12 protein-coding genes and 2 tRNA genes are annotated in these 12585 nt (G+C 49.8%); 8 read left to right on the forward strand and 6 right to left on the reverse strand.

All coding sequences use genetic code 11. The features are described from left to right. Positions 1-61: 61 nt before the first annotated feature. Positions 62-553: a sigma D regulator gene (gene rsd, locus CWE22_RS09890; protein WP_169931308.1), complete on the reverse strand. Its 492-nt coding sequence runs from the start codon at positions 551-553 to the stop codon at positions 62-64. A gap of 111 nt (positions 554-664) precedes the next feature. On the opposite strand from rsd, the gene nudC reads away from it, so the two are divergent. The 4 genes from nudC to CWE22_RS09910 all read left to right on the forward strand — a co-directional run bounded on the left by nudC (position 665) and on the right by CWE22_RS09910 (position 6881). Continuing rightward, on the forward strand, positions 665-1495 hold the full coding sequence (nudC, locus tag CWE22_RS09895) for an NAD(+) diphosphatase (protein WP_169931309.1): 831 nt from the start codon (positions 665-667) through the stop codon (positions 1493-1495). A gap of 45 nt (positions 1496-1540) precedes the next feature. Beyond that, positions 1541-2611 carry a uroporphyrinogen decarboxylase gene (hemE, locus tag CWE22_RS09900; RefSeq protein ID WP_169931367.1) on the forward strand — a complete coding sequence of 357 codons (1071 nt, stop codon included), beginning with the start codon at positions 1541-1543 and terminating at the stop codon, positions 2609-2611. A gap of 121 nt (positions 2612-2732) precedes the next feature. Beyond that, a complete protein-coding gene (locus tag CWE22_RS09905; protein ID WP_169931310.1) occupies positions 2733-3788 on the forward strand; it encodes an efflux RND transporter periplasmic adaptor subunit in 1056 nt (351 codons plus the stop codon). A gap of 3 nt (positions 3789-3791) precedes the next feature. Further along, the gene (locus CWE22_RS09910) at positions 3792-6881 is read left to right on the forward strand and encodes an efflux RND transporter permease subunit (RefSeq protein ID WP_169931311.1); all 3090 of its coding nucleotides are present in this window, start codon (positions 3792-3794) and stop codon (positions 6879-6881) included. A gap of 5 nt (positions 6882-6886) precedes the next feature. Here CWE22_RS09910 and CWE22_RS09915 read toward each other — a convergent pair whose 3' ends face one another. From CWE22_RS09915 to rsgA, 3 genes are read right to left on the reverse strand one after another with little or no spacing between them, the layout of a single operon-like run. Further along, positions 6887-7615 (reverse strand): glycerophosphodiester phosphodiesterase, encoded by a 729-nt coding sequence (locus CWE22_RS09915; protein ID WP_169931312.1) that lies wholly within the window; start codon positions 7613-7615, stop codon positions 6887-6889. Next, a complete protein-coding gene (gene asd / locus CWE22_RS09920) occupies positions 7616-8491 on the reverse strand; it encodes an archaetidylserine decarboxylase (protein ID WP_169931313.1) in 876 nt (291 codons plus the stop codon). Further along, the gene (gene rsgA / locus CWE22_RS09925) at positions 8488-9549 is read right to left on the reverse strand and encodes a small ribosomal subunit biogenesis GTPase RsgA (protein ID WP_169931314.1); all 1062 of its coding nucleotides are present in this window, start codon (positions 9547-9549) and stop codon (positions 8488-8490) included. The genes asd and rsgA overlap by 4 nt, the downstream gene beginning before the upstream one ends. Before the next feature lie 121 nt (positions 9550-9670). Between rsgA and orn the strand changes: the two genes are divergently transcribed. The 3 genes from orn to CWE22_RS09940 all read left to right on the forward strand — a co-directional run bounded on the left by orn (position 9671) and on the right by CWE22_RS09940 (position 10475). Further along, on the forward strand, positions 9671-10225 hold the full coding sequence (orn, locus tag CWE22_RS09930; protein ID WP_169931315.1) for an oligoribonuclease: 555 nt from the start codon (positions 9671-9673) through the stop codon (positions 10223-10225). Between the two features lie 76 nt (positions 10226-10301). Continuing rightward, positions 10302-10377: transfer RNA gene (locus CWE22_RS09935), tRNA-Gly, on the forward strand. 22 nt (positions 10378-10399) lie between these two features. After that, a tRNA-Gly gene (locus CWE22_RS09940) sits at positions 10400-10475 on the forward strand. A gap of 22 nt (positions 10476-10497) precedes the next feature. On the opposite strand, the gene CWE22_RS09945 is transcribed toward CWE22_RS09940, so the two are convergent. Then, entirely contained in the window at positions 10498-11532 is a 1035-nt protein-coding gene (locus CWE22_RS09945; RefSeq protein ID WP_169931316.1) for a CNNM domain-containing protein, read from the reverse strand. A gap of 61 nt (positions 11533-11593) precedes the next feature. Then, the gene (locus CWE22_RS09950; protein WP_169931317.1) at positions 11594-11965 is read right to left on the reverse strand and encodes a DUF423 domain-containing protein; all 372 of its coding nucleotides are present in this window, start codon (positions 11963-11965) and stop codon (positions 11594-11596) included. 197 nt (positions 11966-12162) lie between these two features. Between CWE22_RS09950 and CWE22_RS09955 the strand changes: the two genes are divergently transcribed. Beyond that, positions 12163-12534, forward strand: a complete 372-nt coding sequence (locus CWE22_RS09955; protein ID WP_169931318.1) for a MaoP family protein — start codon at positions 12163-12165, stop codon at positions 12532-12534. Positions 12535-12585: the final 51 nt, after the last annotated feature.

A 12585-nucleotide genomic window follows, 5' to 3' on the forward strand; every position in this document is an offset into this window, starting at 1 on the left:
GGTTACCCGGAAACAAAAAAACCAGCTCGTTTGAGCTGGTTTTTTTATCAGTTTTGTAGTGCTATTGCGATTCGTTAACCACGACCAGTAACTCATGCTGATCGAGAGCCGCTAGTAAGCGATCTTCAAACTCCATGCGTAGCTCTAACGCTTCGCCCAGCGATGACAATTCACGATCAAAATTCTTTAGGTCGGACCGTTCATCGCGTTCGCTGTATCGATCATTAAAGTCGAGCGCTATTTCTGTCGTGTCGCTAATTAATGGAAATAGTTCGTTAGCAATGTCACGCGTACTTTGCGGTGCTTTATCGGTCGACTCAATAATGTGGTCATAGATCTCAAAGTGTCCGGCAGAAATGTAATCCATAAGCATGCTGCAAAAATTGCGCACGTCTGCTAACGCGGGCAGCGCCTGACTTTCCCGCTCGTATGGCGGTAAGCCGGCTAGCTTGAAGTATTCAATTAGCAAGTCTTGACGTGCATGCAGCCAGGTGTCGATAGATTTATGAGCACCACCCCAGCGCTGCTTTGCTTGCTCGTTCCTTTCTAGCATTCGATTCTCCTGTCAGAACATAGTGTTCAACATACTGATGATGCTAAGCTACCGTCAACCGTTTTCGCTCAGAATAATCGTAAAAGAGCATATACCTGTGAGTCGAATCAGATGAATAAACCGTATCAACGGCCAGCTGCCGACGAACCCGCATGGTGGTTCATAGTGGCAGGCGGCGAGATCATTCTCGAACGAGGCGAATCACTGCCTCCACACGGCATCTTGAATCAAATTCCGATGCCGGATCTCAGCGACTATAAAGTGGTCTACCTTGGCGAACTTCGTGAGCGCAACTGTTATTTGATTCTGGCTGACTATGGCGATACGCAATTTGCGGAGTTGGGGGAGTTCGGGAACGTGCGCGAGATACTGCTGCAAGGTGATGAAGAGTTATTTGCAGTAGCGGCTCGAGCCAAGCAATTTACCGAGTTTCTCCTGACCCATAGATTTTGCGGCCGCTGTGGAACCCGTATGCAGGCTGTTGATTGGGAGTTAGCGATGCATTGTCATAGTTGCCAGCATCGTTGCTACCCGCGCATTTCACCCTGCATTATCGTTGCGATTCGCAAAGGCAACCAAGTACTTCTCGCTCGCGGCAAGCGTCATCCCGAGGGATTGTTTTCAGTTCTCGCAGGTTTTGTCGAATCGGGTGAAACGCTCGAGCAGACGCTCGCTCGAGAAGTGATGGAGGAGGCGGGCGTAGAAATCAAAAACATCGAATACATTTCTAGTCAGTCGTGGCCCTTTCCACATTCGTTGATGATCGGATTTATAGCGGAGTGGGAAGCGGGTGAAATCCACCTCGATCCATTCGAATTGGAAGAAGGAGATTGGTTTCCGATTGATGCGTTGCCGCGGGTGCCACCGCAAGGAACCATCGCCTATAAGTTAATCGATTCCCTTAAACGGAAAATTGAGCAGGAAACCACCGGCGAAGATTGATAGAATGCGCGCCATTCAGCGACGAGACGAGATGTGAGCATGAGCTTGAGCAAACCAGCCCTACAAAATGATGTCTATCTACGCGCTTTGATGCGTGAGCCGACCGAACGCACGCCGATTTGGATGATGCGCCAGGCTGGACGTTATTTGCCAGAATATAAAGCTACTCGAGCGCATGCAGGCGACTTTATGAGCCTGTGTAAGAACGCAGAATTGGCTTGTGAAGTGACCATGCAACCGCTACGCCGCTTCCCTTTAGACGCCGCCATTCTGTTTTCAGATATCTTAACGATCCCCGATGCGATGGGGTTAGGTTTGTATTTTGAAGCAGGTGAAGGCCCGCGTTTCGAGCGACCGCTGCGTGATCACCGTGCCGTTGAAAGCTTGGGTATTCCAGACCCAGAACAAGAGCTGCGCTACGTCACGGATGCCGTGCGTACCATTCGCCACGAACTGGGCGGTAAAGTGCCGCTGATTGGCTTTTCAGGTAGTCCTTGGACTCTCGCTACTTACATGGTTGAGGGCGGTAGTACGAAGAACTTTAGTGTCGTGAAAAAGATGCTGTTTGCCGAGCCGCAAACCATGCATTTATTGCTCGATAAGCTCGCCGATTCAGTCATTCTGTACTTGAATGCGCAAATTGCGGCAGGTGCGCAAGCAGTCATGGTATTTGATACTTGGGGTGGCGTGCTCAGTCCACGCGATTATCGCGAGTTTAGCCTAGCCTATATGAAGAAAATTGTGGCCGGTTTAACTCGACATGCCGATGGTCGTGCGGTACCGGTTACTTTGTTTACTAAAGGCGGTGGTGCTTGGTTGGCAGATATGGCTGCCTCTGGCTGTGATGCGCTGGGTGTCGATTGGACCACCGATATGGGCATCGCGCGGCAGTTGGTTCAAGACCAAGTAGCGCTGCAAGGCAACATGGATCCGAGCGTGTTATACGCATCACCACAACGTATTGAAGAGGAAGTAGCGACCATCCTTGCGAGCTATGGGCAAGGACATGGTCATGTCTTTAACTTGGGGCATGGAATTCATCCCGAAGTAAACCCTGATCATGCGGGCGCATTTATTGAAGCAGTCCACAAATTGAGCCCTGCCTACCACCGTTGATCCTTATTTGCGGTAAACCCCGTTTAATGAGCGTTAAGCGGGGCTGCCGTTGGTGCATGCTGCGTTACAATAAACCTAGTTTATTCTCACCCAAGCCCACAGCGCAGTAACCGAGGATTATATGTCGAAACGGAACCTCTTCAATCCAGTGACTATTTTTGCCGTCGTCATTGCAGCGGCAGCAGCCTATTTGCTTTTGATTCACGAACCAGCGATTGAAGAAGAACGTCCGCAACAAGCAGTTCCCGTGCGGGCCCAAGCCGTTCAAATGAGTGAGTATCGCGATACCATCGAAGCTTTAGGTACCGCGCAAGCAAATGAATCCATTGTGGTAACGGCTCAAGCACAAGATATCGTCACAGCCGTTTTTTTTGACGACGGTGATGTGGTTGAGGCTGGTCAGCGGCTAGTCGAGTTGGACTCTCGGGAGGAAACTGCGCGAGTTCAAGAACTTAAGTTTCGGCTTGCTGAAGCGAATCGTCAGTACCAACGGTTATTAGACTTATCGCGTTCAAATGCAGCTTCACAGCAGCAGCTTGAAACGCAAGACGTGGTGGTGAAAGAGACGATTGCGGCCCTTGAAGTGGCCGAAACGCAGTTGGCGCAGAAGCGCATTACAGCGCCTTTCGGTGGCCGGCTTGGTATTCGTAATGTCAGCGTGGGCTCGCTGGTATCACCCGGACAAGAAATCACCACGCTGGATGACATCACTCCAATCAAATTAGATTTTAATGTCCCCGAACTGTTCTTTGCCAGCCTGCAAATTGGTCAAACAGTCGCTGCGCGCAGCGGCGCCTATCCTGGCGAAGAGTTCATCGGTGAAATCCGCGGCATTGATTCTCGAGTTGATCCATTGACCCGCTCAATTTTAGTTCGGGCATTGATTCCGAATGAAGCCATTAAATTACGACCCGGTATGCTTCTGCGCGTAAGCCTACTGCGCAGTGTTGACGAAACCATTATCGTCCCCGAAAAAGCTATCGTTCCGATGCAAGATCGTCACTATGTATACGTCATCGAGGATGACAATACCGTTACGCAAACTGAGGTCACGATTGGTCGTCGGAAGCCCGGTATTGTTGAGGTGTTAGGCGGTATTGAACCCGGCCAACAAATCGTCACAGAGGGAATTGTGCGGCTACGCGACGGCGTTTCTGTAATCGTGCGGGAGGGCTAAGTTATGTTTCTCTCAGATGTTTCGGTAAAACGCCCAGTCTTCGCTTCAGTCGTCAATATTCTGCTGATTGTATTCGGTATCGTCTGTTTTACGATGCTGCCATTGCGTGAATATCCCGATATTGATCCCCCCGTAGTGTCGATTGATACCGACTACAATGGCGCTTCGGCGGAAATTGTTGAAACGCAAATTACGCAAATTATTGAAGACCGCATCAGTGGTATCGAAGGGATCAAAAATATTAATTCGAGCAGTCGCAACGGTCGTTCGAGTATTAATATCGAGTTCACCCTGAATCGCGATATCGACGCTGCAGCGAATGACGTTCGTGATCGCGTGTCACGAGTTCTCGATAACCTTCCTGAGCAAGTCGATCCGCCTGAAGTTTCCAAGGCCAACTCCGACGAAAGTACTGTCGTGTGGTACAACCTGCGTAGTGAGAGTATGACCGTACTGGAGCTGACCGATTATGCCGATCGTTACATTGTCGACCGCCTCTCCGTTGTAGACGGTGTGGCACGGGTTAACCTCGGCGGTGAGCGGCGGTATGCCATGCGGATTTGGCTCGACCGTGACGCCATGGCAGCGCGCAACATCACCGTGACTGACGTCGAAAATAAACTCCGTTCAGAGAACGTGGAATTACCTGCCGGTGAGGTCGAGTCGGTTGACCGCGAGTTCTCCGTTCGAGTGGCGCGAACCTACTTAACACCGAACGACTTCCGGCGACTCAGTATCGCACGCGGTGACACTGGACAACTCGTTCGTCTCGGTGAAATAGCGCGCGTTGAAATGGACGCTGAAAACGATAAAACCGATTTCCGGGGTAACGGTATCAACATGATTGGTATCGGCATTATCAAGCAATCGAAAGCGAATACGCTCGATGTTGTTGAGAATGTGCAGAACGCGATTGGCTTAATTGAAGAAACGTTACCAGAAACCATGTTTATCGTGCCGAGTTATGACTCGTCGATATTCATCAAAGGCTCCATTGATGAGGTCTACAACACACTCGGAATCGCCATTGCCCTCGTTGTTGTGGTGATCTATCTATTCCTCGGTAATGTTCGGGCTACGTTGATTCCGACGCTCACGGTACCGGTCGCTATTATTGCATCCTACATCGCTTTGTTTGCCATGGGTTTCTCGATCAATTTACTGACGCTGCTCGCGTTAGTACTTGCCATTGGTCTGGTGGTCGATGACTCCATCGTGGTCTTGGAAAACATCTATCGACGTGTTGAAGAGGGTGAGCCGCCGTTACTTGCTGCCTATCGCGGCGCCCGCGAAGTTGGTTTTGCCGTTGTAGCAACCACCTTGGTGTTGATATCGGTATTTGTCCCGCTAGCGTTTTTGGATGGTAATATCGGCCAGCTCTTTACTGAGTTTGCGCTGGCCATTGCGGCTGCTGTGTTCTTCTCCAGTATTGCAGCGCTAACCTTATCGCCAATGCTCAGTTCGAAAATATTGAAGAAACGTGAGCGCTCGAGTGCGTTGGGTCGCAGCATTGATCGCGTGTTCAAATGGGTCGAATCTGGCTACGTCCGTGTGCTGAAGCGTACGTTGGCATTTCCGAGTATGGCGGTTTTGCTCATTGTTGCTGCCAGTGCGCTATCGTTCGGCTTGGTCAAACTCATTCCACAAGAGTTTGTACCACCAGAAGATCGCGGCACCTTCTTTGTGATGGTGCGTGGTGCTGAAGGCTCAAGTTTTGAATCGAACTCCGCTCACATGAGTGAGATCGAACAAATCTTACTGCCCTATATCGACGAAGGGAAAATTGACCGTTTAATTATCCGAGCTCCAGGTTGGGGTGATTCTGCCGGTATGGCGATTGTTGGAGCAGTACCTTTTGATCAGCGTGATTGGTCGACGTTCGACTTAATGGATGAAGTATCTAAGAAGCTGAATGATGTGACCGGTGTCCGCGCCTTTGGCTTTATGCGCAGCGGTATTAGCGGTGGTAATGGTCGCCCGGTGCAGTTTGTGCTGCAAGGAAACACCTACGAGCAGCTCGCAGCTTATCGAGATGTCGTTATCGAGGAAGCCAGTAAAAATCCAAATCTGCTCGATTTAGACAGTGATTTCAAACAAACTTTACCGCAGTTGTTAATTCGAATTGACCAAGAACGCGCGTCGGACTTAGGCGTGTCAGTGGGTGACATCGGGCGTACACTCGAAACGATGTTAGGTCAGCGACGAGCAACCACCTATTTGGATCGCGGTGAAGAGTACGATGTCATTTTGGAGGGTGAACGCTCGGATTATCGTAGCCCGGGTGCTATCGATAACATCTACGTGCGCTCACAAGCCACGCAAGAACTCATCCCTCTATCCAACCTCGTCACTATTGAAGAACAGGCAACCTCGGCTCGTTTGAACCGCTACAACCGCATGCGCAGCATTACCATTGAAGCCAATTTGGCTGAGGGATATCCAATTGGCGAGGCGCTGGCTTACTTGGAGAATATCGTTGCGGAGAAGCTTCCTGATGATGTTTCTATTGACTACAAAGGTGAGTCACAACTTTACAAAGAGAGTGGCAGCTCGGTTATCTTCGTCTTTATTCTAGCCCTGTTGATTGCTTATTTGGTGCTCGCCGCACAGTTTGAAAGCTTTATTCATCCGTTAGTCATTATGTTGATGGTGCCATTGGCTTTTCTGGGAGCCGTGATTGGTCTGTATGTATTTGATCAAAGTCTCAATATTTACAGCCAAATTGGTATCGTCATGTTGATTGGCTTAGCGGCGAAGAACGGCATTCTGATTGTCGAGTTTGCGAATCAGTTACGTGACCAAGGTGTTGATTTCGATGACGCATTGGTACGTGCAGCTCAGCAACGTCTACGCCCTATCATTATGACTGCGTTTACCACTCTAATGAGTGCAATGCCGTTGATTTTAGGCAGTGGTCCTGGCGCTGAGAGTCGCATGGTCATCGGCTTAGTGATTTTCTGTGGCGTAGCATTGTCGGCGTTCTTGACGATTTTTGTCATTCCGTCTCTGTACTCACTGCTGGCGCGGAACACCGGTTCACCAGAACAACTCGCCCAAGAGTTAGCAGAGCTCGAACTTAAACATCCGAAATAGCTTCTTTACCCGTCGCGCAGGCTTTCATGCCGTGCGACGGGTAATTGCTCCAGAATATTGCGAGCAAGCCGCGGATGATTGGTAAAAATCCCGTCCACGCCCATCGCCTTTAAATCACGGATATCGTCTGGTTCGTCTACTGTAAACACCCACACCAACAAGCCTCGGGCATGCGCATCGGCGACAAATTCTGGCGTCACAAAATCAACATCAATATGGACCGAATAGGCATCGAGTTCGCTGGCAAAACGAGCATAGGTTAGCGGGCAGGCGGTGGTGAGTGCACCGATACGTTGCTCAGGATGATCTTGTTTGAGTTGACGCAGCCAATGATGATTAAAACTTGAGACAATGAGCTGCTCGGGTTGGAAGTTGTAGTTTGCTATCGCATGACGCAAATGCTTCGTGAGTCCACGCGCTATGTCCGCACCTTTCAACTCGACGTTAACCGTACAGCGGCCATTAATAAACTCAAGTGCTTCGCTAAGTGTCGGTATGCGCTGCTGACTGAACACTTTCATCTGTTTGAGTTCCGCCAACGAGCAGTCCAGAAGACGCCCGGGATTGGCGGTCAATCGTTGGAGATAGCGGTCATGGAAGACAATCCAGTCGTCTTGGATTGGGAATACGTCAATTTCGATGCCATCGGCTTGCGCATCCAATGCTCGGCTGAACGCCGCCAGTGTATTTTCTGGCGCTTCAAAGCTGGCACCGCGATGCGCGACGATAAACATTTAATCGTCAGACTCACGCTTACCGAGGATGCCACCCATGCGAGTCACCGTACCAGGTTCGAGATCTTCAGCAAAATCGATCGTGTCCTCAGGGAAGAGCAAGACAACGGTGGAGCCGAGTTTAAAGTGGCCCATTTCTTCGCCTTTGCGCAGTTTAATGGCTTGGTCACCACTCGCTGGATAGTCCCAACTATGCACATTGGGGCCTGTCGGCGGTGTGACAGTTCCAGCCCATACGGTGCCAATACTAGCAACGATGGTGGCACCGACCAACACCATGGCAAACTTGCCAAAATCGGCTTCAAAAATCGCGACTACCCGTTCATTCCGAGCAAATAAATTGGGCACGTTGGCAACAGTGAGCGGATTCACTGAGAATAGATCTCCGGGCACATAAATCATTTTCCGTAACACGCCATCACAGGGCATGTGCAGGCGGTGATAGTCTTTCGGTGCCAAATAAATTGTGGCAAAGTCACCATCACGGAAAGCGTGACCATCGCGCACATCGCCACCGAGTAATTCGGTCAAGCTGTAGTCGTGTCCCTTGGCCTGAAAGATACGACCCTCCTCAATTTCACCCAGTTGGCTGACAGAGCCATCAACGGGGTGCGCAAATTGATCATCTGCGGCAGCTTCAAGTGGACGCAGTTCGGGCTTGAGATAGCGCGTAAAAAACTCATTAAAAGTACTGTATTCACGCGGACTTTCGTACACAGCCTCAGACATGTCGATGCGATACTGTTTAATAAACCAACGAATAAACAGTTGGGTAAACCAGCCAGCTCGGGCGGCAGCAAATTTGCCCACCAGCCGGGACAATAAATGCTTTGGTGTCGCATACTGCAACTGGATTTTAAACTTATCCCAATTCACGTTTTATCACCTCGAGATGTAGCTCGACTCGGCTTTTTCAGCGTCATCGATTCAATAATACGATGGAAATTGTACAGCCGTGCTTCGGCAAGTTCACCTGTTGCAGCAGCTTCTTGTAACGCACAGCCTGGATCATCCAAGTGCTTACAATCACGAAACTTACATAACCCTAAGAATGGGCGAAAATCGACAAAACACCAAGCGACTCGCTCGGGTTCTAAATGCCAGAGTGCGAATTCGCGAATACCGGGAGAGTCGATCAAAACGCCCCCTTGCGGTAATACATAGCGTGTAGCAACCGTGGTGGTGTGTTGACCAAGCCCAGAGTTTTCGGAAATGACGTTCACTTCGGCATCGATGTTTGGCAACAGTGCATTCACCAACGATGACTTGCCGACACCAGATTGCCCGACCACAATAGACACTTGATTGCGTAATAACTGATGTAAATCAGCCATGCCCTGTTGAGCTTTGGCACTAACCTGCAGTACGCGATAACCGATCCGTTTATAGAGAGCTAACGCTTCGGTGATGTGCTCCAGCAATTCGGGCTCAATGTCAGCCAATAAGTCGGCTTTGTTCAGCACAATGACCGGCTCGATATCGATGTCTTCGCAAGCCACTAAATAGCGATCAATGATTTGCGTCGAGAACGCGGGTAACACGCTGGTGACGACGAGAATCTGATCAATATTGGCAGCCACGGGCTTAACGCCATCATAGTAGTCCGGCCGACTCAGCAAAGAACGGCGCGGTTGTACCGCTTCAATCACGGCAGCAACGCTATCTTCAGCTTGCTGATCGAGGCGACGCCAGACCACTTCGTCGCCACAGACGAGGGATTCAACGGTGCGGCGAATGTGACAGCGTACCGTCTCACCCGATTCACTCGCGATAATGGCTTGTTGACCAAAACGACTAATCACTACCCCAGCTTCAGCCGAACCTGTGGTAGCATCCACTACATCACGTTCCAACTCTGCTTGGTGCAGTCGTTTGGTTTGATTGGCGCGCACGCGGCGCAGTTGCCCTTTATTTAAACGTCGCTGTTTGGTCACTCGAAATCACATAGTTGCAATAAAAGCGGTCATTAACACTGGATCGGATCATACATTATTCAGCACAATAGCGCCTGAACTTAATTGTAACGGCTCGAACGATAACTGAAAGGAATTTACTATGGCTGCAAGCGCCGAACGCCTCATTTGGATCGATTTGGAAATGACTGGCTTAGATCCAGATCATGATCACATTATCGAAATAGCCACTATCATTACCGATTTCGATTTGACTGTGTTGGCGGAAGGTCCAGTGCGAGCCGTATATCAACCGCAAGCCCATTTGGATAAGATGGATGACTGGAATGTGCGCACACACACCGCTTCAGGGTTGGTACAACGCGTCCAGTCGAGCCAACTGAACGATGCAGCAGCAGAGCAAGAGACGTTAGCGTTTTTAGCCCAGTGGTGCACGCCGGGAAGTTCACCCATGTGTGGCAACAGTATTTGCCAAGACCGGCGCTTTTTGGCTCGCTACATGCCAGAACTAGAGCGTTTCTTTCATTATCGTAATTTAGACGTCAGTACTGTGAAGCAGTTAGCGAAATACTGGGCACCAGAAATAGCCGCGGGAGTTCAAAAGCAGGGCGCGCATACGGCACTTGCCGATATCCGCGAGTCTATTGAGGAGTTGCGTTACTACCGCGCCCACTTTTTCAGCACTCAGGCGCAATAACGATAAAAAGCGGTTGCAAAGCCCACTGAATTCAGTAAAATTCGCCTCCGTTGCATAAAGTGACAGCGAAATGAATGCGAGAATAGCTCAGCTGGTAGAGCACAACCTTGCCAAGGTTGGGGTCGCGAGTTCGAATCTCGTTTCTCGCTCCAATTTCGTCCTCATGTAAGCACTGCGAGAATAGCTCAGCTGGTAGAGCACAACCTTGCCAAGGTTGGGGTCGCGAGTTCGAATCTCGTTTCTCGCTCCAAATACCGAAACCCTGACAGCGTTTAGCTCTCAGGGTTTTTTGTTGGCTCGGGTTTGAGACGCTTGCCCCACCGCTGTTGCGCATAGCGACGCAGACTTGGAATGGTGTCGGTCTCATCCATAATGGGTTGGCCCAGAATGGTTTCGATGATGTCTTCTAAGGTCAGTAAACCTAACCAGCTGCCGTGCTCATCATAAACCACCGCCATATGTTGACGGCTTTGCAAGAACTGCGTCATCACCGTCTCGACATCCACATACTCAGAAACCACTTCGATAGGTCGAGTCAATTCAGAAACCTGCTTGTCAGATTCGCTCTCTAACGCTTCATTCCGAAGAATCAGACCATGGGGCTCTTCATCTGCATCAATGACCGGAAAACGCGAATAAGGCAGCGATTTAACGCGATACAAAAACTCGCTAATGGTCTCGTCAGGACGAACCGATTCACAGACGGTTCGCGGTGTCATCACGTCGCGCACCCGAATAGTATGCAAATCCAGAATATTGCTAATCACACGGCGTTCATCAGCGTCAATAATGTCTTGTTCATTGCCGAGAGTAGCCAACGCTTTAATTTCTGAGCGCACATCGATGTCGGGCTCTCCGCCACCAATTTGCTTGGTTAATTTATCGGATAACCAAATAAAAGGTCGCAGCGAGAGAATCATGAAGTTCAGAATGGCAGGTAAGAATGGCGCTAAACTGCGCCAGAACTTCGCACCGATGGTTTTTGGGACGATTTCTGACAGTACTAAAATAAGAATCGTCATGACCGCAGAGGCAATGGCGAGATAGCCATCGCCAAATACGACACCAACTTGCGCGCCAACACCTGCGGCACCCGCCGTGTGGGCAACAGTATTCAATGTCAAGATTGCCGCTAAGGGACGGTCAATATTGCTCTTCAGTGCTTGTAGGCGTTGGTGTAAGCGCGGGCGTTCAGACTTGAGCTGGGCAATATAACTCGGTGTGATGGAGAGCAATGCCGCTTCCAAAATGGAACAAATAAACGATACACCGATAGCAATAACAGCAAAAACGATCAGCAAAAACATGAATGAACTCAGTAACGAATGAGCCGCTAGTATATGCGAGTGATGGGGTTCGCGCTAGCGCTTACATCTCCTTGAGCATCGCCCAAAAGATCCACAGCCAACCCACAATAAAACAGACTCCACCAACCGGAGTTATTGGACCGAAAAAGCGCCATCCAGTTAACGCTAACAAATAGAGACTGCCCGAGAATAGGATGATACCAGCGAGTAAAATCCAGCCGCCTGTACGCAAGCCAGTCGCGTTTGGATAAGGCACCATTAACGCAGCAACCAATAACAGCCCCAAAGCATGGTAAATTTGATACTGAACACCAGTTTGATAGACCGCCAGCATATCGGCACTGAGTCGCTCCTTGAGACCATGCGAGCCGAATGCCCCTAAAATCACACCGAGCGCCATTGTGATAGCACCCAACATGGCAAATAATTTCATGATTTGCTTCAACCTATGTGTTGCTTGATTCCTACTTGCCACTCTACTTGATCGGGCTAGCATTCGACCAGCACCGTAAAAAAAATAAAAATATATTGACAGCCGTTCATTTCACCTCTATATCGTCACTGACAATTGCAGTTCGGCATTTGCACCATGTTTTCCTTGATATTGTTGGTCGAAAGGAAGGGCACACCATGACATCTATGACCCGTGATCAAATTATGAAAAAGCCGTTTAACGACTTCAAACATTACCCGTATGGCTTTGCCCGCTCGGGAGATTTTTCAATTCGCGAAAGCGATTTACTGGCTAAACATGGCAGCCTGATTTCTGCATTGATGAGCGGTGAACTTGAACCGCAATCAGCTGAAGAGCAATCATTGCTTGCTGTCGCTCGTGGCGAAAAAGCAGCCGACTCACCGGTCGAGCGTGCGTGGTCCAAATATCAGGCGCGCATTAACCGTCCGAAAGTGGGCAGTATGTATGGCCGCAGCCGCTATACCGATGACGCTTTCGAAATCAGCGGCGGTGGCAGCGACGATGACGACCTGGTCGTCGAAGATTAATCAGCTTTCCTAAACCGTTTCGAAGAGCTCGTGTTTGCCTCGGCAGCACGG

It is taken from the genome of Pseudidiomarina aestuarii (assembly GCF_003987355.1).
Taxonomy (GTDB): Bacteria; Pseudomonadota; Gammaproteobacteria; order Enterobacterales; family Alteromonadaceae; genus Pseudidiomarina; species Pseudidiomarina aestuarii.

Coding starts and splice junctions, on each gene's coding strand:
- rsd (WP_169931308.1), bottom strand. CDS start 553: ATGCTAGAAAGGAACGAGCAAGCAAAGCAGCGCTGGGGTGGTGCTCAT.
- nudC (WP_169931309.1), top strand. CDS start 665: ATGAATAAACCGTATCAACGGCCAGCTGCCGACGAACCCGCATGGTGG.
- CWE22_RS09905 (WP_169931310.1), top strand. CDS start 2,733: ATGTCGAAACGGAACCTCTTCAATCCAGTGACTATTTTTGCCGTCGTC.
- CWE22_RS09910 (WP_169931311.1), top strand. CDS start 3,792: ATGTTTCTCTCAGATGTTTCGGTAAAACGCCCAGTCTTCGCTTCAGTC.
- CWE22_RS09915 (WP_169931312.1), bottom strand. CDS start 7,615: ATGTTTATCGTCGCGCATCGCGGTGCCAGCTTTGAAGCGCCAGAAAAT.
- orn (WP_169931315.1), top strand. CDS start 9,671: ATGGCTGCAAGCGCCGAACGCCTCATTTGGATCGATTTGGAAATGACT.
- CWE22_RS09945 (WP_169931316.1), bottom strand. CDS start 11,532: ATGTTTTTGCTGATCGTTTTTGCTGTTATTGCTATCGGTGTATCGTTT.
- CWE22_RS09950 (WP_169931317.1), bottom strand. CDS start 11,965: ATGAAATTATTTGCCATGTTGGGTGCTATCACAATGGCGCTCGGTGTG.
- CWE22_RS09955 (WP_169931318.1), top strand. CDS start 12,163: ATGACATCTATGACCCGTGATCAAATTATGAAAAAGCCGTTTAACGAC.